Here is a 21,214-nt window from a genome sequence, read left to right on the forward strand (position 1 = left end):
GCCGGAAATCGACCCCCCCCCAGAGCGGGAGGGGCCCGCCCCGGCGCCCCCCCGGCCCCCGGCCCCCCCCCCGCCCCGGCCGCCGCCCCCCGCCCCGCCCGCCCCAGCAGCCGCCCCCGCCGGCGTCGACATCGTCGCCGAGTTGCAGAAGCTGGGCGCTCTGAAGGACGCGGGATTGCTCACCGACGACGAGTTCGCGGCCGCGAAGGCCAAGCTGCTCGGCTGAGGCCCTACCGGACTGTCCGTGCCTCCGCTGGTCCGGCGCGGGCACGGGCTGCCGCCTGCCCCGCCCCTGGCACGCCCGTCGCCACAGAGACCTGCACCAGAAGGTCCTGGCCCTGAGCCGCGCACGAGACCAGCACGGCGCCGTTGCCACTGACGCTCCGTCCGGCCGCAGCACACGCCGCCGGAGCGGAGCTGGTCTGCAACACACGGGCCCCCGCAAGCGCGGCCATGTCTGCGGCGGCGGCTGCTTGCCCTGCTGCGCGAACCACGCGAGCAACCGTCAGCGCGCCGCCGAGCAGAAGGATCAACACCGCGATCACGCCGACCGCGAGCACCGTGGCCGAGCCGCGCTCACGCCCACTCACGGCGGCGCCTCGACTGATGACTCCACCTGCGCCACCACGGACGCGGACAACCGGTGCCCGCCGGTCAGCCAGGCGAACGGCCCGGGCGGTGCAGACGACACGGTCACTTGCACGTCGCCACCCAAGGACCGAACCGTCACCGCTGCCCCTCCCGGTGCCGCGCGCTGCCCGATGTCGGAGACGCGTGCGGCAGGGTCACCGCGTGACGCACTGCGCGCCGCCATCCGGGCCGCATCCACACACCGGATCTGGTCGATACCGATCGCAACTACGTTGAGCGCGATGGCCAGCACGAAGACGACAGCGGGCAGGACGGCCGCGAGTTCGGCGGTGACCATCCCCGCATCACCGCGCTGGCGCAGCGTTCGCCAAAACCCTCGCGACCGTCCCCACCTCACGACGCGATGCTCAACGCCGCTTGGATGATGCTGGCCAGACCCGACTTCACTGCACCGGACTTGATGACCGCGATCAACACCGTCGCGAAGGTCACTGCCGCCAGGGTTCCCACGGCGTACTCCGCCGTGCTCATTCCCGCCTCCGCGCTGGTGCGTAGCTGGTGCAGCCGCCGTCGAAGTCCCGTCATTGCCGATCTCATGTCGTTCCCCTTCTCGAATGGATCACTCAAAACCACTACGCCGCAGCGTGATCCGGGACCGCGGCGCAGTGTTCAATCAGGTCCCGGCGAGCACGCTGCGGGCGATCACCGCCACGACAGGCAGCACCGTCAGCGTCGCGAATGCCGGCAGGAAGCACCCGCCCAACGGCAGGACGATCAGGACACCGAGACGAGCCGTGCGCTCGTGCAACGCCTGTCGTTCGTCGCGGCGGATAGTCGCCGCGGCTTCGCGCAGCAGTCCTGCCGCCGGCATCCCCACCCGGGCCGCGAGCGCCAATGCGTCAGCCGCTGGTCGCCACACGGCTGGGAGGCCCTGCCATGCCTTTGCTTCGTCGACTCCCCACTGCAGTGCGGCCGTCACTTGTCGCAACTGTGATGCCACGACCGGTGTGCTCTGATCGGCCACTGCACTGAGTGCGTTGGTCAGCGGACTTCCTGAGGTCAGGGCCAACGCCAGCAGGTCGATGGCTGTCGCAACGCTCAGCATTGTCTCCGCCACTGGAGTGAGTGGGGAGGAATCGGCGACTTGCCACAGATCGTCGGGCCCAGGCTGCGCAGGCGCGGCGGAGCGATAAGGCGGCCAGCACAGTACAGCTGCCCACAGCGGCAACCCGATCGAGATCGCCATCACGACAGCGCCTCCGTGCGGACACAGCGCCGCACCAATCGCCCCGACCACCACCGCCCCAGCAGGATCAACACCACCCCGATCAGGAGGGCAGCGAGGCCGGCGACGCCGGTATAGAGCTGGGTGGGCGGCACTCCCGCGAGCGCAGCGATTCCGACGCCCGCGACCGGCAGCCCCGTCAGCAGGTGCATGGTCGCCCGCGGCCCGGCGATCGCCACCCGCAACGCTCGCTCGCGGTCCTCCTCGGCCTGCAGCAACTCCACTGCGGTCGCTACCGCGTCGGTCAGACTGCATCCGAGCTCATCAGACAGCGACCATGCGGCCGCGACCACTCCCACCTGCGGCAGATCAAAGTCGCTCCCGAGCGTGCGGAAGGTCGGCCCGAGTTCGAGCCCTGCCTCGGCACGGACCGCGAGGTCGTTCATGGCGCGCTCGAATGGAGCATCGAGGGGTGAACCTGCTACGAGCCGTGCGGCATTCGCCACCGCAACTGTCGGTGGTACTCCTGCTCGCAGAGCCGGCGCCACCGATCGCAGAAGCTGAGTGATCGCAGCGCGACGCCGGGCCTGACGTCGTCGCCCACTGGTGAACGACGGCAGTCGCCGCTGGGCTGGCAGGTCAGCGGATCGGCGTACGGGGAAAGGAATCAACCGGCGCGGCCAGGCGAGGACGGCAAGAGAAACCAGCAGCGCGACGAACAGGCTCACGACGTCCCCAGGACCCGGTGCAGTTCCGTCCAGCCGTCAGCCCGCTCCAACCTGTCACCGGACCGCACCAAAGCCGGTCGCACCTCAAGCCCCCGCGGTGCACGGACGAGTACGCCGATCTCCTGCACTACCCGGCGGTCGCCGGCCCGTCGCAGATGCACCACCACCCGCACCGCGCTGGCCAGTTGCGAGTGCACGGCTGACGCAGCCATCCCGGCCAACGCACCCAACGCCTCGAACCGCGCCACCACGTCAGCGCTGGTGTTGGCATGGATCGTGCCGCAGCCGCCCTCGTGACCGGTGTTGAGCGCGGTCAACAGTTCCCGTACTTCGGCGCCGCGCACCTCGCCGACCACCAACCGGTCCGGGCGCATCCGCAACGACTGCCGCACCAGCACCGGCAGCGCGATCTCACCCGAACCCTCCACGTTGGCGCTGCGGCCCTCCAACCGCACCACATGCGGATGCCGAACCCGCAGCTCGCGGACGTCCTCGACGATCACGATGCGCTCGTGTGTGGGTACCTGTCCCAGCAGCGCCGCCAACAGGGTCGTCTTGCCCGAGCCCGTGCCCCCACTGATCACGAACGCCACACGCGCCGAGACCAATTCGGTCAACACCGCAGCTCCCGCTGCGTCGAGAGCCCCCCGCGCTTGCAGTCCGGCCACATCGAGCCCATCAGAGCGCGGGATCCGCAGAGACAGGTGCGCCGCAGACTCCACGAGCGGCGGCAGGATGGCGTGCAACCGGATGCCGCCCGGCAGCAGACCGTCGACGTAGGGCTGGCTCTCATCCAGTCGCCGGCCGGCCAGGGTGGCCAGCCGCACCGCCAACCGCCGCACCTGGACGGCATCGGCAAACCGCACCGGTCGGGATTCGAGCCCCTGACCACGGTCGACCCAGACCCCGGCCAATCCGTTGACGAGCACATCGGTGACCGCCGGGTCTGCGAGCAACTCCTCCAACGGACCGGCGCCCAACACCTCCGAGCGCAACTGATCGCGCAACCGCGCGACGTGACCGTCGCCGAGCACGACTGGGTCCGCAGCGGCTACCCGGGCGACACCAGCGTCGTCGGGTAGCCGGCCGGCCCGGATCTGCTCCCACAGCGCAGCCGCGGGACCACCGCGCGTGGTGCTCACGATGCCAACCGGTGCTCGACGACCAGATCCCGCAGCAGCGACGCCGCGAGCGCCGACACCGGACTGCGAGTGCTGTCCCCCGGCACTGCCGGGTTCGACTGTCGCTGATCGAGTTTGCGGTCGTGAGCCAGCACGCCAAACAAGGCGACGTCGCTGAGCCGGGCAATCTGCTGCGCCACGTGCTCACGGGTGTCACGGACCACGAACCCGAGCGGCAGATCCGGTTCGACGGCCTGGGCGTAGCCCACGAGTTGCTCGGTCACGACCAGCACGCGGCGATCCGGGGCCGTGACGACGACGAACGCGGCAGCCACCTCCAGCGCCGCCTCCGCCAACGCGAGATCCCGGGGCAGGTCGACCACCACCAGGTCGCTCGCGCGCCGGCACGCGGCGATGACCTCCCGCAACCGCCCTGGCGGGATCGGATCCGGCCCGTCGCACGCCACCACCCGTGCACCGCTCTCAGTGGTGGGCAACCGGTCGAGCAACGGCTGCGCGGGCAGTGCCCCATCGCTGCCCAGCAAGTCCGGCCAGCGCACTCCCGGGTCAGCGGCCAGGTCGAAGAGATTGTCCAGTCCGCCGCCCCACGGATCAGCGTCGATCGCAACCGCTGACCACCCCGCACGCGCAGCGGTGACGGTCAGCGCGGTGCTTAATGTGCTTGCACCACAAGCACTTCCAGCGCCGACGACAGCAAGACAGGGAGCCAACGGGTGCAGCGGATCGGTGTCGTCCATGGCCCCATCCGACGACGGAACGACCCGACCCAGCCACCCCGATCGGCGCCGGTGTGGACAACTGGTGGCTCGCCGTACGTCATCCACAGGCAGGTAGAGCCCGGACACATAAGCGCGCAGAGCACCGACTTACACCCGTTTTGGACTTGCATTGCATCTTCTTTTGTACTAGCTTTGCACATGCAAAGAACATACAAACCGTCTACTAGAAGGAGCAGCACCATGAATACGTCCATCTACGGCACTGAGGCCCAGTTGACCAAGGCGCTCCGCGCCGCGGCCGTCGCCTTCATCGCCACCCTGGACGAGGCCAGCAGCCACCCCGCCAAGGCCGACTCGGACGAGAACACGGTCATCGAGTACGACCCGCTCACCGACCAGCCGCCGTTCACGCCAGTCCCGCATAGCAGCGGCACCGACGCACAGCAGAAGCTCGCCTCGATCACGTACCTGGGCGCGATTGCCCGCATCTACGCCGAGGAGGGTCGCGGCGCCGTCTCAAAGGAGATCTCCAAGTTCGCCAAAAAGGCCGGATACGCGGGCGGCAACGCCGTGAATGGCTGGAACTCCCGGCCCAACAGCCCGCGCGCCGTCGAGTTGAACGAGGACGGCGAGCGATTCCTCAACGAGGGCAGCATGAAATCGCTCCTCGCCGATGCCGCCGACCTGGGCATCGAGCTCGTGGGCGAGTACAAGACGGTGCCGTCCCCCAAGAAGTGACCGGGCTGCCCGGCACCGTCGCCGAACCGCCCCAGACCGCATCGAGGCTGGGGCGGTTTGCTGGTGGCCCGCCGTACGTCGTCCACAGGCACACACGGCCCGGACACATAAGCGGGCGCCCCACGATGTGGGGCGCCCTGATCCGTAACTTCATTAAGCGACCAAGCGTGCTTTTTCGTGTCCGTCGCCCCTGGGTGGTCCTAGGGTCGAACTGTCCATCAAAGGACTGGCCTCGCGTGGGTACTCGATTCAGTTGCGGAAGTACACCTCTGGTCTACACCCCCTGGCCCCCGAGCACAAGAGATCCACAACTGGTGAAGAGGTTCGGGGAGACATCCAGGATCTGGGAGGACCCTGCCGCAACAAACGTCTCCCAGATCCTGGATTGCTCCCAGATCCGCAGGGGCCGCAAACGTACGTCGACCTGCGCCCCCAGCCGAACCCGAAGTAGGGTGCGGCGCATGTCCGAGGTCTTCAACGCACTCTTGTCGATGGAGGGTGTCCGCGACGCTGCGGACCGGGCCCGCGAGGCCTGCACGCAGTTGCGATGGCATGCCGCGCTGCGCCGCCGGATCCCCGAAGCCGCCGCGGAATCCCGGGTCCGCGGTGCACGGGCGACAGCGTTGCTGGAAGGCGTCGAGGTCGACCACACCACCGTGCGCGACCTGCTGCGTGGAGCGCTGGACTGGCCCCTTGAGCCGGACCCGTGGGAGTTGACCCTGCGGGGCGCGGTGCAGGTCACGGCAGCCACCGAAGCCAGCACCGGGGCCGTCCTCCTGCAGGACCTGGTCCGGTTACAGATCGCGGCGGCCGCACCCGTGAGCACCCCCGACGAGCTCGGCCGCCCACGGGCCGACGACGAGACCTGCGACGAACTGGCGACCCTCGGCCAAGCGCCCCCGGCCGACGAGGCGCTGCAGCGACTGCGCGACGTCCTCGCACTGCTCGACGCCAGCAACCTTCCTGCCCCGCTCGCAGGCGCACTCTTGCACGCGGAAATCGCTGTGGCACGGCCGTTTACGCGTGGCAACGGCCTCGTGGCGCGCGCTGCTCACCGCGGTTACCTACGCACCAGCGGCCTGGACCCGACCGGGGTCGCAGTGATCGAAGCCGGGTACGCCGCCAAGGGCAGCGCCGACTACTTAGGTGCCCTCACGGCGTACGCGCAAGGGGGCACAGAAGGGGTGCGCCTGTGGCTGATCCACAGCGCCGACGCGGTCGTGGCCGCGGCCGCCGAGGGCAACCGGATCTGCGACGCGGTCCTCGCCGGCCGGCTCAGCTGACGTCCTCCTCGGCCGGCAGCGGACTGTCGACCACGGTGCCCAACTCACTATCCGCCGGCGGCAACACCTCGACCGTGGCACGGCGCAGCGCCAGCACCGCCCGGCCCACCCGCAGCGTGAACATCACACTGATCGTCAGCAGGAACGCCGCGAGCGGCAGTTCCACCAGCAGCGCCGACAGGGTGGACCACTGCCGATCGGTCCGTCCGGCGGTGGTGACGTCGAACCACGCATCCGCGATCAACAGCGCCCCCGCCCCGCTGGCACTCACGACCAGCAGGAACCGCTGCCGCCAGGCGAAGAACGCCGTCAGCCCGAGGAAAATCGTCAGCAGGATGTCGAAGCCGACCCAGGTGACATCCCAGCCACGCGACAGGTGAACCTCGGGCAATCGGATGGCCAGGTAGAACGTCCACGGGATCAACAGCACGGTCGCGAGGGTCGTGATCACCAGCGCCCGACGTCGCCGACGACTGATCGTCGCCGCGTCCACCGCCAGCACGTCCTGCAGCGACATCCGGCCCACTTCCTCGCCACGGTCGCGCGCGTTCGCGACGTGGATGAGGGCCAGCAACTCACGGCGTTGCCGCAGGTCGAGCGCGGCCACTTCGTCAGCGCTCAGTGTGCGTGCCGGATCCTCCACGGAAGCCTCCATCTGTTGCCCGAGTCACATGCAACGTGTGTGCAACGGCACAATGGGTGGAATAGGAACTCTGTCACCGTACGCACGCCCCAAGGGAGAGGCCATCGTGAGCGAAGAGACCCTGTCCAACCTGTTGCACGAAGATCGCAGCTTTCCGCCGGACCCCGCCTTTGCCGCCCAGGCCAACGGTACGGCGGCACTCTACGACCAGGCGGACGCCGACCGTGACGCCTTCTGGGCCGAGCAGGCCCGCTCGCGGATCGCGTGGAGCAAGGACTTCGGGCAGGTGCTGGACTGGTCCGAGGCTCCCGTCGCCCAATGGTTCGTCGGCGGCGAGTTGAACGCCGCCTACAACTGCGTCGACCGGCACGTCGAGGCCGGCAACGGCGACCGGGTCGCGTTGCACTTCGTGGGCGAGCCCGAGGACGACACCCGATCCATCACGTACGCCGAGTTGCTGGCTGAGGTGCAGAAGGCAGCGAACGCGCTGAAGGACCTGGGCGTCCAGACCGGGGACCGCGTCGCGGTGTACCTGCCGATGATCCCCGAGGCAGTCGTCGCGCTGCTGGCGTGTGCCCGCATCGGCGCCCCGCACTCAGTGGTCTTCGGCGGTTTTTCCTCTGATGCGTTGCGCTCGCGCATTGCCGATGCGGACGCCAAGGTCGTCATCACTGCGGACGGCGGATACCGGCGCGGCAAGCCCTCAGCCCTCAAGCCCGCGGTTGACGAGGCGGTCACCGGCGACAGCCCGGTCGAGCACGTGCTGGTGGTGCGTCGCACCGGCCAGGACATCGCCTGGACTGACAAGGACGTCTGGTGGCACGACGCCCTGGAGGCTGCGGATCCCGAATGTCCCCCGGTGCCAGTGGATTCCGAGCACCCGCTCTTCCTGCTCTACACCTCCGGCACGACCGGCAAACCCAAGGGCATCCTGCACACCACCGGTGGCTACCTGGTGCAGGCGGCTTACACCAACTCGGTCGTGCACGACGTCCACCCAGAGTCCGATGTCTACTGGTGCACCGCCGACGTCGGCTGGATCACCGGCCACTCCTACATCGTCTACGGTCCGCTGGCCAACGGTGCGACCCAGGTGCTCTACGAAGGCACTCCCGACAGCCCGCACAAGGGCCGCTGGTGGGAGATCATCGAGCAGTTCAAAGTGTCGATCTTCTACACCGCGCCGACCGCGATCCGCACCTGCATGAAGTGGGGCAAGGAGATCCCGGAGAAGTTCGACCTCTCCTCGATCCGGGTGCTGGGCTCGGTCGGTGAGCCGATCAACCCCGAGGCGTGGATCTGGTACCACGACGTCATCGGCGCCGGGAAGGCACCGATCGTCGACACCTGGTGGCAGACCGAGACCGGCGCGATCATGATCTCCGCCCTGCCCGGCGTCACGTCCCTGAAGCCGGGTTCGGCCCAGATCGCCGTACCCGGCATCAGCGTGGATGTCGTTGATGACACAGGCAATTCAGTACCCAACGGCTCGGGTGGCTACTTGATCGTCAGCAAGCCGTGGCCCGCGATGCTGCGCGGAATCTGGGGTGACCTGCAGCGGTATAAGGACACCTACTGGGCACGCTTCCCAGGCATCTACTTCGCGGGTGACGGGGCCAAGAAGGACGAGGATGGCAACATCTGGGTGCTTGGCCGGGTGGACGACGTGATGAACGTGTCCGGTCACCGGTTGTCGACCACCGAGATCGAGTCCGCGCTGGTGTCGCACCCGAAGGTCGCCGAGGCGGCGGTCGTCGGCGCCACGGACGACACCACGGGTCAGGCGGTCTGCGCGTTCGTGATCCTGCGCGGCGATGCCGTCCAAGAGGCCGACGAGCCCGGCGAGGGCGGCGACCTGGTGAGCGAGTTGCGCAACCACGTCGCCAAGGAGATCGGCCCGATCGCCAAGCCCCGGCAGATCATGGTGGTCGCGGAACTGCCGAAGACCCGCTCGGGCAAGATCATGCGCCGCTTGCTGCGTGACGTGGCCGAGAACCGCGAGGTCGGCGACGTCACCACCCTGGCCGACTCCTCGGTGATGGATCTGATCAAGAGCGGCCTGTCGGGCAAGGACTGAGCCGGAAGACCGGATGCACCTCGGCCGCCGCCGCAAGGTCGGCGGCCGAGGCGTCTGGTCCGACCCCGTCGAAGAACGACTTCACCTCAAATCCCCACTTCTTCAGGTACGTGCGCAGCACCGCGACCGCCTCGTCGCCTTTCACCTGCTCAATGACGTACGCCGATCGCCGGCTCCGCTTGCGCAGCACCACCGTGCGGCTCGCCCGTGCGTTCCTCACCCACTGGGTCTCCCCACGAGCCGCCACCAGGTAGAGCGAGCCGTCCAGGGGTAGCGGGTTCACCGCCGCGGTCCGCTCCTGACCGCTGCTTCGGCCCCGAACGATCAACTGCTGCATACCCATCGGGCCGAACCCGTGCTTGGCCAGCCGACTCATCAGCCGGTTGAAGAATCGCTCGAAACCGTTCTGTTCGATCACCATCGCCATGACGCCATCTCCTAAATGTGAGCACTGCTCTCTGTCTGGCACCAGCATGACCTGATTGCGGTGCGAAAACAAGAGCACTGCTCACGTTTGTGACCAGCGATCACTCATTTGCGACAATTGACCGCATGACACAGGGAGTTCGAGCGCGTGCGCGAGCGGAGACGATGACGCAGATCCTCGCCCACGGCCGCGAGCAACTGGCGCAGAACGGGGCCGCCGATCTGTCGGTCCGCGCGATCGCCCGCGACCTGGGCATGGTGTCTTCGGGGATCTATCGCTACGTCGCCAGCCGGGACGAGTTGCTGACCGCCCTGATCATCGACTCCTACGACCAACTCGGCGCTGCGGTTGAAGACGCGGCAGCGGCTCGCACCACCGCTGGCCGCCGATTCCTGCGAGGCTGCGCAGCGGCGCGTTCGTGGGCCGTGGCGCATCCCCACGACTGGGCGCTCATCTTCGGCTCCCCCGTACCCGGCTACCAGGCACCCCCCGACACCATCCCGGCGGCGATGCGCGTCCCCGCCGTCCTGCTCGGGCTGGCGGCCCAGCAGGAGCGTGACGGCGGCCTCCTGGAGCACGACCCTGCTCCGCGGGTGAGCCGGCGCCTGTCGACGCAGGCAGCCCTGGTCCGCGACGCCCTCGCTGCAGACCTGCCCGATGCCGCCGTCCTGCGTTGCCTGGCCGCGTGGGCGATGATCAACGGCATCATTTCCTTCGAACTCTTCGGCCAGTTGGCGAACACCTTCGATCCCGCCGACGATGCGACCGCGCACGTGTTCACCCAGGCCGCGCTGCTTGTGGGGTTCCCCGATGTCAACTGACGGCAGTCCGGGGGTGATCCGCCGCCTGTTCTCCCGCAGCGATGACCCGGAGGAGAATCTGCACGTCGCCGACCTGCTGCGGCAGGAGACGACCGGCGGCCTGCTTCTGCTCGTCGCCACCGCAGCGGCACTGATCTGGGCCAACTCGCCCTGGCGGTCGTCGTACGACACCTTGTCGCACACCCAGATCGGCCCGGAATCGCTGCACCTGCATCTGGACCTGGCGACCTGGGCGGCCGACGGTCTGCTCGCCGTGTTCTTCTTCGTCGTCGGACTCGAACTCAAACACGAGATCGTGCACGGGTCGCTGCGCGATCCGGCCAAGGCCGCCGTGCCGATCGTGGCCGCCGTCTGCGGAATGATCGTGCCCGCGCTGCTCTATCTGGCGGTGCAGTGGGCCTCACCACACGGCGTACCCCTCGGCTGGGCCGTCCCGATCGCCACCGATATCGCCTTCGCGCTCGCCGTCCTCGCGGTGGTCGGCAGTGCGCTGCCCGAGGGGTTGCGCGCCTTCCTGCTGACCCTGGCGGTCGTGGACGACCTCATCGCCATCGTGGTGATCGCCATCTTCTTCTCCGCGGGGATCAACTTCGGTTGGCTGGCCGTCAGCCTCGCGCTGATCGCGGTCTTCGCCTATCTGGCCAACACCGGGCGCATGTGGTGGTGGGTGCTGATCCCGTTGGCGGTGGGCGCCTGGATCTTTATGCACGCCAGCGGCGTTCACGCCACCATTGCCGGTGTGCTCCTCGGCCTGTCGATGCCGGCGTCCCGTGTGCATGCCGTCGATCACCGGCTGCGGCCGATCTCGGCCGGACTGTGTGTGCCGATCTTCGCGTTCTTCGCGGCCGGCGTCACGGTCGTCGGCGGCGGGCTGGACAAGGCGCTGAAGGACCCGGTGACCATCGGGGTCATCGTGGGTCTGGTCCTGGGCAAGGTCCTCGGGATCACGCTCAGCACGTTCGCGATGGCCCGGTTCACCAAGGCCGAACTCGATGAGGAGATCCAGTGGCTCGACATCGTCGGGTTGGGTCTGCTGGCAGGGGTCGGCTTCACGGTCTCCCTATTGATCGGTGAACTCGCGTTCGGCTCAGGGACGGAGAAGGACGATCACGTGAAGGTCGCCATCCTCATCGGCTCACTGCTCTCGGCCGGCTCAGCCGCCCTGCTGCTCGGTCACCGCAGCCGCCGCCGCGCGGCAGCCTGAGTTGCGCGGGCATGCGGGAAGCGCCAACCCCTACGTCGCGTCCGCGGCTTCGCCGACCGGTTCCCCCGATACAGTGAGCACGAGTCCGGGACTGCCGACGTCCCGGCAGCACCAGTCAACGCTTTGCAGGAGGATCAGAATGGCCGACCAGCGCTCGATCGGACAGATGGTGTCCGAGGTGACCACCGACCTGTCCTCGATCGTCCACAACGAGATCGCTCTGGCCAAACTGGAGATCAAGTCCGACCTCACGAAGGGCGGCAGGGGCGCCGTATTCCTGATCGTCGCCGCTGGTGCTGCGCTCTACGGTCTGGGCTTCCTGCTGTCCGCCATCGCGTCGGGGATCCACGCCGCCGGCCTGCCGAGTTGGCTGAGCATCCTCATCGTCGCGCTCGTGCTCTTCATCGTCGCCGGGATCTGTGCGCTGATCGGCAGCAAGCACCTCAAGCGCATCCAGGGCAAGCCGGTCAAGGCCATCGCTAGCGCGCAGGAGACGGTCACCGACCTGAAGATCGCGGCCAAGCCCAGCAACAACTAGGCCCGTCAGACCTAACGTGTCCAGAACCTCTCTGGCACGATCCGGCGGTCCTCCCGGTCCCACGGCCGGGTCAGCCCGGCCGCGTCAAGCACCGTGTCCAGCAGGATCGCAGTGAAGCCCCAGATGTAGAACCCATCGACCTCGAACGCGGGCGCCGCGAAGCCGCGGGTGGGGTGCACCGACATGAACCGGTTGGCCGGGTCGGTCAGATCGTCGACCGCCACCCGGCCGACACGGGCGACTTCAGCGGGATCGAGTACGCCGATCGGGTGCGGCTCGCGCCACCAGGACAACACCGGCTGCACCGCAAACCCCGTGACACTTAACGGGATCGGGTCGATGCTGGCCAGCACGTCCACCGTCGACGGCTCCACGCCGACCTCCTCGTGCGCCTCGCGCAGCGCCGCCGCCGTCGCGTCCACGTCGGTGGGGTCGATGGTCCCGCCGGGCAACGCCACCTGCCCCGCGTGATTGCGCAACGTGTCGGAGCGTTGGGTCAGCACAATGTCGCTGCCACGCTCACCGGGCCCGAAGAGCATCAGCACCGCCGAGCGGCGGGCGCGGTCACTCACCGACTCACGCCACGGCGTACCCACCTCGTGCGCAGTGGCGGACAACCGGTCCAGCCAGCCCGGCACCGGCTGCGCGCCTTCTGCGTGTTCCGTCATCGTGTCGCCTCCGCGCCCGAGTCTAGGAAACCCCGTCCACGAGCTGGAACACGCACACAGTTGGTGATGGACGACCGTGCAGACCCCTGCCAGTATCGCCACAGGGCAACCCGCCGGACGGCGCCCACATGACCGCGAGGAGGTGGTGTGATGGCGCTGGCTGTCGCCGAGGACTGGGACCGACTGGCGAAGGACAACAACGCGATCGGCTTCATCGACACCCTCCTGCGCGGCGCCGGCCAGGTGATGTTCCAGGACAACCCGGTCACCGGTCTGCTGTTCCTGGCCGGCATCACGTGGGGTGCCCTCGCTGCTGATCAATGGCAGGTCGCGGTCGGCGCGGCGGTCGCCCTGCTCGTGGCGACGATCACCGCCAAACTGCTGTCCGTCGACCAGAAGGCGGTGCACCAGGGCCTCTACGGTTTCAACGGCATCCTGGTCGGCGCCGCGGTTCCCACGTTCCTGGGCACGAACTCCTACATGTGGATCTATCTCGTCGTGGGAGCGGCCGTCTCCGCGGTGGTCATGATGGCCATCGCCAACGTCTTCGCGACCTGGGGCGTCCCTGCGCTTACCTTCCCCTTCGTGCTGACGACCTGGTTCCTGGTGCTGGGGGCCTGGTCGTTCAACCACATCAAACCGGTCGCCCTTGGCCCCACTGGCTTCCCGGTAGCCATCGACAACAACGCAGCGCACCTCTCCGTGACCGCATCGATGCTCGGTGAGACCCTCTTCCGCAACGTCGCCCAGGTCTTCCTGATCAACAACGTGGTCACCGGGGTCATCTTTGTGATCGCGTTGGCAGTCAGTTCACGCTGGAGTGCGATCTTCGCGTTGCTCGGCTCCGCCCTGGCCATCGCCACCGCCCTCGCACTGGGCGCTTCCGCCTCCGGTATCACCAACGGGCTGTACGGATTCAGCGCGGTGCTGACGGCGATTGCTCTGGGCAGCATCTTCTATACCCCGGGATGGCGGGTGCTGGCGTTCACCGTGCTCGGCACCATCTTCACCGTGATCATCCAGGGCGCGCTGAACGCCGCGCTCTCTCCGATCGGCATCCCGACCTTTACCGCGCCATTCGTCTTCGCTACCTGGCTCTTCCTACTGCCGAAGGAGAAGTTCATGCCAATCCCGCACGCACCGATCGCCCACGACGCGGTGTCCACCAAGACCGCCACGACCACGAGCGGAGCGTCATCATGATCGCCGCCGCGACCGTCAACAGCGGCGACACCGCGTGGCTGCTGATCTGCGCCGCGCTCGTGCTCTTCATGGTGCCCGGTCTCGCGCTCTTCTACGCGGGGATGGTCGGCACCCGCAACGTCCTGGTCATGTTGCAGCAGAACGTGATTCCGCTGGCGCTAATCAGCCTCACCTGGGTCGTGGTCGGCTACAGCCTGGCCTTCGGCAACGACACCGGCAAGGGCATCATCTCCGACCTCGGCCTGTTCGGACTGCGCAACCTCGACCAAGCGCCAGCACCGAACCTGCACGTCGTGGTCCCGGGCATCGCCGTACCCACCCTGGCCTTCGTCGCCTACCAGATGATGTTCGCGATCATCACTCCGGCGCTGGCCACCGGAGCCGTCGCGAGCCGCCTCAAGGCGCTCGGCTGGGCGGTCTTCCTGGTGCTGTGGTCGATCCTGGTCTACCCGCCGATCGCGCACTGGCTGTGGGCGCCTGCGGGCTGGCTGACCACGCGCGGCGCCCAGGACTGGGCCGGTGGAATGGTCGTGCACGCAGCCGCCGGGGCCGCCGCACTGGCCCTACTGCTCGTGCTCGGCCGGCGACAGGTGTGGCCCGGACGCGCACCCCTTCCGCACTCCATTCCGATGGTGGTGCTGGGCGCTGGCATCCTGTGGTTCGGCTGGTTCGGCTTCAACGCCGGCGACGGGCTGCGCGCCGACGGCATCGCGGCACAGGCGCTGATCAACTCCCAGGTCGCCGCGGCTGCCGCGATGCTGGTGTGGTTGCTGGTCGAGCGCTCCACCGACGGGCACGCGACCGTCCTCGGCGGAGTCACCGGCGCCATCGCCGGACTGGCCACCGTGACCCCCGCCGCCGGTTACGTCAGCACCTTCTCGGCCGTGGCCATCGGTGCGCTGGCCGGGATCGTGTGCCACCTGGCCCTGCACCTGAAGAAGATCTTCAAGTACGACGATGCCCTGGACGTCATCGCCGTCCACTTCGTGGGTGGCATCCTGGGCACGATCCTGGTCGGCTTCTTCGGTGAGAAGGCGATCAACGCCATCGGTGCCGACGGTTTGTTCTTCGGTGGCGGCTTCGGCCTGTTGGGCAATCAGTTGCTCGCTCTCGTTGCAGTCATTGCCTTTTCGTTCGTCGCGACCTGGCTGATCGCGATGGCCATCGAGAAGACGATCGGTCTGCGGGTGGACCCCGACGACGAGGCGCACCTCGATGCCACCCAGCAAGGCATGAGCGCCTATCACGATGAGACAGCGCCCGTCGCTGCGGCCGACCGGTGAGGCTGGCCGCCATCGCAACCTGACCCATGTCGCGCCCAAGACTTCGGCGCTAGAGTCACTTCCAACCCGACCGCTACGCAGCGGACACACACCACGAAGACGGGGAACAGCAATGGATCTCAGCCCGCGGGAAATCGACAAGCTGTACATCTACCAGGTCGCTGAGCTGGCCCGCCGTCGGCGCGATCGCGGCACCAAGCTCAACATCAGCGAAGCGCAGGCACTGATCTCCGAAGCGGTCCTCGAAGCTGCCCGCGACGGCAAATCCGTCGCCCAGTGCATGGAACTGGGCAAGACCGTGGTCTCTGCCGATCAATGCATGGACGGAGTCCGCGAGCGCATCACGTTGTTGCAGATCGAGGCCACCTTCCCCGACGGCACCAAGCTGGTGTCGTGTCACGACCCGGTTGCCGGTTGAAGTGACTTCCTCCCCGGAGCGGGTGGTCCTGGTCGGTGGACACGAAAGCGACGCCGGCGAGGCACTGCACCGCCTGATCGGCGCCGACCCGGCCTGGTCGGCGACCACGACCGGTCGTTCCTTAGCGAGCACTGTCGAATCTGCCCTGAGCGCAGGCGAATCGGTGACGGTGGTGCCGATGACCTTCGGCCGCGACCCGGTCCTGGTGGCTGACACGGCCAAAACGTTGCAGTGGATCCGCGACCGTCGCGGCGGCACGCTACGCCTGGCCGCACCGTTCGGGACGACGGACCATCTGATCGCCCATCTGCGCAGCGCGGCGATCCGCCTGCAGCGTCGTGCTCCCGGATCCGCGTTGGTGATCGCCGCACGATCCAGTGACAGCTTCAACAACGCCGAACTGCACCGCTGCGCGTATCTCGTGGGCGCCGAATCCACCACGCCCGAGGTCGCCGTCGCCCTCCTGGGACCAGGGCGCCCGTCGCTGGCGGACAGCGCCGACCGGTTGCAGCGCCTGGGGTTCGCCAGCAGCGGAGTCGCCCCCGCCGGCTTCCAAGCCGACCTCGATCTGCCGGCGGACACCCCCGGGCACAGCATGCTGTGGTGCGGCCCGTTGCTGGGTGACGCCGCCGCCCGACGCATCATCGCCGAACGCGTCGCCACAGCTCAGCACGACTGGCAACACGGCCGGGACGGAATCGATCCGGCGCTGAGCGCCGACCACGAGCACGGCTACGCCCACTCCCACGGCGACGCCACCGACGGACACGGTCACGGCCACTCCCACGCAACAGGGCATGGTCACGGTCACTCGCACCACCACCCCACCCCTGCAGGAAAGGAACGTCATGGCCTCCCGCAAACCGCAGTATGAGCACCAGTCAGACGACATCGAGATCAACGCCGGACGGCCGTCGGTCACGCTCCGGGTGACCAACACCGGCGACCGGCCGGTGCAGGTGGGTTCGCACTTCCACTTCTTCGAGGCCAACCGGGCGCTGCTCTTCGAACGCGAACTGGCCTGGGGTTCTCATCTGGACATCCCGGCCGGCACCGGGGTCCGGTTCGAGCCGGGTGAGACCAAGGAGGTGACCCTCGTGGCGTACGCCGGGGGGCGCTACCTCGTGGGCTTCAACGGCTTGGTCGACGGCGGGCTGGATGCCCCGCACACCAAGGTCGCCGCGTTGGCCGCGTTGGCGCCGGGCGGATTCCAGAACGGCGAGCCCAACGCCCGCGTGGGGAAGGCAGCCGCCGCGAAGAAGGCACCCGCCAAGAAATCTGCGGCCAAGAAGACGACGGCCAAGACGACGACCACGAAGGGTGCACGCTGATGGCGATCCTCTCCCGCAAGGAATACACCGACCTGTTCGGACCCACCCGCGGTGACAAGGTCCAACTGGCCGACACCAATCTGGTGATCGAGATCGAGAAGGACTTCGCCGAGGGCCACTACGGCGACGAAGTCGTCTACGGCGGCGGCAAGTCGGCGCGCGACGGGATGGCCCAGGACCCCCGCGCCAGCCAGAGCAAAGGTGCCCTCGACCTGCTGATCACCAACGTCATCGTGATGGACCCCATCCTGGGCATTATCAAGGCGGACATCGGGATCAAGGACGGCCTCATCGCCGGCGTCGGCAAATCGGGCAACCCGCAACTACAGGACGGTGTCGACCCGAAGCTGCTGGTCGGTCCGGGCACCGAGATCATCGCCGGTGAGCACATGATCGCCACCGCCGGCGCCATGGATGCCCACGTGCACTACATCTCCCCGCAGCAGGCGCACGATGCGCTGAGCAACGGGATCACCACCCTCTTCGGCGGTGGCACCGGCCCGACGGACGGCACCAACGGCACGACCTGCACCCCCGGTGCCTGGAACATCCACCGGATGCTGCAGTCGGTGGAGGCCATGCCGGTCAACATGGGCATCATGGGCAAGGGCAACGGCTCCCTGGCCGAGGCGCTGGCCGAGCAGATCGAGGCCGGCGCGGCGGGGCTGAAGGTGCACGAGGACTGGGGCACGACCCCCGCCGCGCTGTCCAAAGCCCTCGACGTGGCTGACGAATACGACGTCCAGATCGCCGTCCACACCGACAGCCTCAACGAAGCCGGCTTCGTGGAGGACACGATTAACGCCATCAACGGCAGGGCGATTCACACCTATCACACCGAGGGCGCCGGCGGCGGACACGCTCCGGACATCATGAAGATCGCCAGCAGCGCCAACGTGCTGCCGTCCTCGACCAACCCGACGCTGCCCTACACGGTCAACTCCGTCGACGAACTGCTCGACATGGTCATGGTCTGCCACCACCTGTCACACGAGATCCCTGAGGACGTGGCCTTCGCCGACTCCCGCGTGCGCGCCGAGACGATCTCCGCAGAGACCGTGCTGCACGACCAGGGGGTGCTGTCGATCTTCTCCTCCGACTCCCAGGCGATGGGCCGCATCGGTGAATCGGTCACCCGCGCCTTCCAGACCGCGCATCACTGCAAGGACAAGCGCGGCAAGCTGCCGGAGGACGCGGCGGGCAACGACAACTTCCGGGTGCTGCGCTATCTGGCGAAGGTCACCATCAATCCGGCTATCGCACAAGGCATTTCGGACTACGTCGGGTCTTTGGAGACCGGCAAGATGGCCGACATCGTGTTGTGGCCCATCGACTCGTTCGCCGCGAAGCCGAAGATGGTCATCAAGGGCGGCATGGTCAGCTGGGCGCAGATGGGCGACCCGAACGCGTCGCTGCCGACCCCGCAACCGGTGTACTACCGGCCGATGTTCGGTGCCATCGGCAAGACCCTGCAGAAGACGCGCGCCACCTTCATGTCGCAGGCGGCGATCGACAACGGAGTACCCGAGCAACTCGGTCTGGAGAGCCAGGTGTTCCCCGTGCGCCGCACGCGGACCGTCGGCAAGAAGGACATGGTGCGCAACAGCGCCACCCCGGTGATCGAGGTCGACCCGGAGACGTACGTCGTGACCCTGGACGGTGTGCCCGCGCACATCGAACCGGCGCAATCACTGCCGCTGACCCAGTTGTTCTACCTTGTCTGATCCGGGTTCTCCCTCCGATGTCGGCCAGTTGCTGTTCAGCCTGCAACTGGCCGACTCGGCTTTCCCCAGCGGGCTCTACACGATGTCCCACGGCCTGGAAGGGTTCCGGCAACGCGGTCTGGTCACCCCGGACGACGTGGGTGACCTGCTGGCCGATCTGCTGCGCTGCTCGATCGGCCCCGCCGACGCCACCGCGCTGGCGCGGGCGCACGACGCGGCCCGCGCGGGCGACCTCCAGGAAGTGCAGCGGATCGACCGTCTGCTGTTCGCCACCAAGCTGAACGGCGAGTTGCGGGCGGCCTCCGTGCGCAGCGGGCGCCAACTGATGCGCACGGCCGGTGCGCTCGTGGACGATCCGATCGTGTCGGCGTACGGCGATCTGGTCAGGTCCCGGGACGTGCCCGGTTGCCAGCCGGTCGTCAGCGGCATTTGCTACGCCGCGGCTGGCGTAAGTGTCGAACGTGCCGTCGCCTCAGACCTTTTCGCCTTCGCGTCCAGTTTCACCGGCGCTGCGCTCCGCCTGCGCCTGGCCGACCACGTGGCCGCGCAGGTGATCCTGCGGGAGGTGGCTCCGGTCGTCGAGGAAGTCGCCGCCTCCGCCGTGGTCCGACCCACGGAGGACATCGGTGGCTTCGCCCCGATGACCGACATCTGCTCCGCAGGACACGAACGAGCCGAGGCCCGGCTCTTCACGACGTAGCATCACCCAGACGGCACCTCTAGGAAGGGCGAGTTCCCATGTCCACCAACGTTCTACGTATCGGCATCGGTGGCCCGGTCGGGTCCGGCAAGACCGCGCTCACCGAGGCCCTTGTGCCCATCCTGATCGAGGCGGGCCGCACCCCGGGGGTCATCACCAACGACATCTACACCCAGGAAGACGCCCATCACGTACGCCGCGAGCTCGCCGGGATCCTGGACCCCGAACGCGTCGTCGGGGTCGAGACGGGTGCCTGTCCGCACACGGCCGTGCGCGACGACCCCACGATGAACCTCGCCGCAGGAGAAGACCTGCTGGAGCAATTCCCGGAGATCGACACGTTGATCTATGAATCCGGTGGCGACAACCTGACCCTGACCTTCTCCCCTGCCCTCGCCGATGTGTTCGTCTTCGTGCTCGACACCTCCGAGGGCGAGAAGATGCCGCGCAAGCGAGGACCCGGGATCACCGAGAGCGACATCCTGGTGATCAACAAGATCGACATCGCGCAGTACGTGCGCACTGACCTGTCGGTGATGGAGCGGGACGCGAACGCGGTGCGCGACGGTGCACCGGTCGTCCTCACCAACTCCTTGGAGGGCACCGGCCTGCCGCAGTTGCACGAGCAGATCATGGCGGTCTGGGCCAGCCGGCAGCCGGTGGGATGACGACCATCGCATCGGACCACCGCCTGCAACCGGAGCATTACGAGATCGACCGGGTGCCCGCCGAGGTCGCAGGGTATGGCCCGGGCGGCGGTCACCTGCCGGTGGGCAGCCCGGGGAAGGTCGGCGTACTCGAACTCGATTTCGAGGTGCGCACGCACCGTGGGGCACCGCGCAGCGAACTGACGCATCACTACCAGAAGAGCCCGCTGCAGATCATGCGGCCGCTCTACTACGACCAGGGTCGCCCGGACATCCCCTACACCTACGTGATGACCACCGGCGGCGGAGTCCTGCAAGGGGATCGCCAGCGGATGGACCTGCGGTTCGGCCCGGGGTCCGCCAGCCACGTCACGACGCAGGCGCACACCAAGATCTACCGGATGGAGAGCGGTTACGCCGCCTCGCAGATCAACCTGTCGGTGGAAGACGGCGCGTACGCCGAGTTCCGCCCGACCCGGTGATCCCCTACGCAAATTCCCGCTTCTACCAACGCATCCGGGCCGTCGTGCACCCTGCGGCGACTCTCCTGGTCGGTGAGTCGGTCTACGCGGGGCGCCTGTCGCGTGGAGAGCGCAGTGAGTACGACGTGTACGCGGCTGATCTGGAGGTGATCCGCCCCGACGGGTCACCACTGCTGCTGGACCGGGTGCGGCTGCTGCCCGGCGACGCAGGTCCGGCGGGGATCGCTGAGCGCGACATCATGGCCTCGCTGTACGTGATCAGCCCGCTCCAACCTGCCGCGGTGCTCGCCGACCGGTTGCACGAAGCGCTGGCTTCGGCGGTAGAGGAGGACACCTACTTCGGCGTCAGTGTGCTGCCGTCGGACTGCGGTGCGTGGGTGCGGTTGCTCGGCGACGACACCGTGCACATGCAACGGCTCACGACGCTCGCGTGGCAGGTGACGCGGGAGGCGCTCCTCGGCGTACCGGCTCCGCGGATCCGCAAGTAGCTCAGTCCAGTCCGACGAACGTCCCGGACGGCGCACCGGCGGCCCCTGGCGCGAGTTCGAACTTGAGCAGCTTGCGGGCCTTGGTCGCATCAAGCTCGCCCTCGCCGTACGACGGGCACCACTGGGCGACCGGG

At 67.9% G+C, this 21,214-nt stretch carries 25 protein-coding genes and 1 pseudogene; 16 read left to right on the forward strand and 10 right to left on the reverse strand.

What is annotated here, in order from left to right:
* The first annotated feature begins 142 nt into the window (after positions 1-142).
* Positions 143-226, forward strand: a complete 84-nt coding sequence (locus tag AZH51_RS18445; RefSeq protein ID WP_291526341.1) for an SHOCT domain-containing protein — start codon at positions 143-145, stop codon at positions 224-226.
* A 4-nt stretch (positions 227-230) separates the two neighbouring features.
* On the opposite strand, the gene AZH51_RS18450 is transcribed toward AZH51_RS18445, so the two are convergent.
* The 7 genes from AZH51_RS18450 to AZH51_RS18480 all read right to left on the reverse strand — a co-directional run bounded on the left by AZH51_RS18450 (position 231) and on the right by AZH51_RS18480 (position 4,423).
* Positions 231-590, reverse strand: a complete 360-nt coding sequence (locus tag AZH51_RS18450) for an Rv3654c family TadE-like protein (RefSeq protein ID WP_291526319.1) — start codon at positions 588-590, stop codon at positions 231-233.
* Complete coding sequence (locus tag AZH51_RS18455; RefSeq protein ID WP_291526320.1) at positions 587-928, reverse strand: TadE family type IV pilus minor pilin; 342 nt, start codon at positions 926-928, stop codon at positions 587-589. Before AZH51_RS18455 ends, AZH51_RS18450 begins: the two co-directional genes overlap by 4 nt.
* Before the next feature lie 56 nt (positions 929-984).
* Positions 985-1,188 (reverse strand): DUF4244 domain-containing protein, encoded by a 204-nt coding sequence (locus AZH51_RS18460; RefSeq protein WP_291526321.1) that lies wholly within the window; start codon positions 1,186-1,188, stop codon positions 985-987.
* 76 nt (positions 1,189-1,264) lie between these two features.
* Positions 1,265-1,708 (reverse strand): type II secretion system F family protein, encoded by a 444-nt coding sequence (locus AZH51_RS18465; protein ID WP_291526322.1) that lies wholly within the window; start codon positions 1,706-1,708, stop codon positions 1,265-1,267.
* A 128-nt stretch (positions 1,709-1,836) separates the two neighbouring features.
* Complete coding sequence (locus AZH51_RS18470) at positions 1,837-2,544, reverse strand: type II secretion system F family protein (RefSeq protein ID WP_291526323.1); 708 nt, start codon at positions 2,542-2,544, stop codon at positions 1,837-1,839.
* Positions 2,541-3,686 (reverse strand): TadA family conjugal transfer-associated ATPase, encoded by a 1,146-nt coding sequence (locus AZH51_RS18475; RefSeq protein WP_367188076.1) that lies wholly within the window; start codon positions 3,684-3,686, stop codon positions 2,541-2,543. Before AZH51_RS18475 ends, AZH51_RS18470 begins: the two co-directional genes overlap by 4 nt.
* Positions 3,683-4,423: a hypothetical protein gene (locus AZH51_RS18480; RefSeq protein WP_291526324.1), complete on the reverse strand. Its 741-nt coding sequence runs from the start codon at positions 4,421-4,423 to the stop codon at positions 3,683-3,685. Before AZH51_RS18480 ends, AZH51_RS18475 begins: the two co-directional genes overlap by 4 nt.
* A 222-nt stretch (positions 4,424-4,645) precedes the next feature.
* On the opposite strand from AZH51_RS18480, the gene AZH51_RS18485 reads away from it, so the two are divergent.
* Both AZH51_RS18485 and AZH51_RS18490 read left to right on the forward strand, forming a co-directional pair.
* On the forward strand, positions 4,646-5,143 hold the full coding sequence (locus AZH51_RS18485; protein ID WP_291526325.1) for a hypothetical protein: 498 nt from the start codon (positions 4,646-4,648) through the stop codon (positions 5,141-5,143).
* 461 nt (positions 5,144-5,604) lie between these two features.
* A complete protein-coding gene (locus AZH51_RS18490; protein ID WP_291526326.1) occupies positions 5,605-6,426 on the forward strand; it encodes a hypothetical protein in 822 nt (273 codons plus the stop codon).
* Here AZH51_RS18490 and AZH51_RS18495 read toward each other — a convergent pair.
* A complete protein-coding gene (locus AZH51_RS18495) occupies positions 6,419-7,069 on the reverse strand; it encodes a hypothetical protein (RefSeq protein WP_291526327.1) in 651 nt (216 codons plus the stop codon). The two genes, AZH51_RS18490 and AZH51_RS18495, sit on opposite strands and share 8 nt — an antisense overlap.
* A gap of 106 nt (positions 7,070-7,175) precedes the next feature.
* Between AZH51_RS18495 and acs the strand changes: the two genes are divergently transcribed.
* Positions 7,176-9,146: an acetate--CoA ligase gene (gene acs, locus AZH51_RS18500; RefSeq protein WP_291526328.1), complete on the forward strand. Its 1,971-nt coding sequence runs from the start codon at positions 7,176-7,178 to the stop codon at positions 9,144-9,146.
* Here the strand turns inward: acs and AZH51_RS18505 are convergent.
* Complete coding sequence (locus AZH51_RS18505) at positions 9,118-9,573, reverse strand: nitroreductase/quinone reductase family protein (RefSeq protein WP_291526329.1); 456 nt, start codon at positions 9,571-9,573, stop codon at positions 9,118-9,120. The two genes, acs and AZH51_RS18505, sit on opposite strands and share 29 nt — an antisense overlap.
* Before the next feature lie 125 nt (positions 9,574-9,698).
* Here AZH51_RS18505 and AZH51_RS18510 point away from each other — a divergent pair, with 125 nt between their 5' ends.
* From AZH51_RS18510 to AZH51_RS18520, 3 genes are all read left to right on the forward strand, one after another.
* On the forward strand, positions 9,699-10,394 hold the full coding sequence (locus AZH51_RS18510) for a TetR/AcrR family transcriptional regulator (RefSeq protein ID WP_291526330.1): 696 nt from the start codon (positions 9,699-9,701) through the stop codon (positions 10,392-10,394).
* Positions 10,384-11,598, forward strand: coding sequence for a Na+/H+ antiporter NhaA (gene nhaA / locus AZH51_RS18515; RefSeq protein ID WP_291526331.1), 1,215 nt, complete (start codon positions 10,384-10,386; stop codon positions 11,596-11,598). Before AZH51_RS18510 ends, nhaA begins: the two co-directional genes overlap by 11 nt.
* Before the next feature lie 139 nt (positions 11,599-11,737).
* Positions 11,738-12,136 carry a phage holin family protein gene (locus tag AZH51_RS18520; protein WP_291526332.1) on the forward strand — a complete coding sequence of 133 codons (399 nt, stop codon included), beginning with the start codon at positions 11,738-11,740 and terminating at the stop codon, positions 12,134-12,136.
* Positions 12,137-12,147: 11 nt separating this feature from the next.
* Here AZH51_RS18520 and AZH51_RS18525 read toward each other — a convergent pair whose 3' ends face one another.
* Entirely contained in the window at positions 12,148-12,804 is a 657-nt protein-coding gene (locus tag AZH51_RS18525) for a CoA pyrophosphatase (protein WP_291526333.1), read from the reverse strand.
* Between the two features lie 150 nt (positions 12,805-12,954).
* On the opposite strand from AZH51_RS18525, the gene yut reads away from it, so the two are divergent.
* The 9 genes and pseudogenes from yut (at position 12,955) to AZH51_RS18570 (ending at position 21,080) form a co-directional block, all read left to right on the forward strand.
* Positions 12,955-14,007: an urea transporter gene (yut, locus tag AZH51_RS18530; protein ID WP_291526334.1), complete on the forward strand. Its 1,053-nt coding sequence runs from the start codon at positions 12,955-12,957 to the stop codon at positions 14,005-14,007.
* Positions 14,004-15,290, forward strand: coding sequence for an ammonium transporter (locus tag AZH51_RS18535; RefSeq protein ID WP_291526335.1), 1,287 nt, complete (start codon positions 14,004-14,006; stop codon positions 15,288-15,290). The genes yut and AZH51_RS18535 overlap by 4 nt, the downstream gene beginning before the upstream one ends.
* A gap of 112 nt (positions 15,291-15,402) precedes the next feature.
* Positions 15,403-15,708, forward strand: a complete 306-nt coding sequence (locus AZH51_RS18540) for an urease subunit gamma (RefSeq protein ID WP_291526336.1) — start codon at positions 15,403-15,405, stop codon at positions 15,706-15,708.
* 1 nt (position 15,709) lies between these two features.
* A complete protein-coding gene (locus AZH51_RS18545) occupies positions 15,710-16,582 on the forward strand; it encodes a hypothetical protein (RefSeq protein WP_291526337.1) in 873 nt (290 codons plus the stop codon).
* Complete coding sequence (locus tag AZH51_RS18550; RefSeq protein WP_291526338.1) at positions 16,557-17,039, forward strand: urease subunit beta; 483 nt, start codon at positions 16,557-16,559, stop codon at positions 17,037-17,039. The genes AZH51_RS18545 and AZH51_RS18550 overlap by 26 nt, the downstream gene beginning before the upstream one ends.
* Positions 17,036-18,763, forward strand: coding sequence for an urease subunit alpha (ureC, locus tag AZH51_RS18555; protein WP_291526343.1), 1,728 nt, complete (start codon positions 17,036-17,038; stop codon positions 18,761-18,763). The genes AZH51_RS18550 and ureC overlap by 4 nt, the downstream gene beginning before the upstream one ends.
* Positions 18,756-19,463 carry an urease accessory protein UreF gene (locus tag AZH51_RS18560; protein ID WP_291526339.1) on the forward strand — a complete coding sequence of 236 codons (708 nt, stop codon included), beginning with the start codon at positions 18,756-18,758 and terminating at the stop codon, positions 19,461-19,463. Before ureC ends, AZH51_RS18560 begins: the two co-directional genes overlap by 8 nt.
* A 38-nt stretch (positions 19,464-19,501) precedes the next feature.
* Complete coding sequence (ureG, locus tag AZH51_RS18565) at positions 19,502-20,131, forward strand: urease accessory protein UreG (protein ID WP_291526340.1); 630 nt, start codon at positions 19,502-19,504, stop codon at positions 20,129-20,131.
* A gap of 311 nt (positions 20,132-20,442) precedes the next feature.
* Positions 20,443-21,080 (forward strand): annotated as a pseudogene (locus AZH51_RS18570) (urease accessory protein UreD).
* Positions 21,081-21,214: the final 134 nt, after the last annotated feature.

The organism is Branchiibius sp. NY16-3462-2 (genome assembly GCF_001594145.1).
GTDB lineage: Bacteria > Actinomycetota > Actinomycetes > Actinomycetales > Dermatophilaceae > Branchiibius.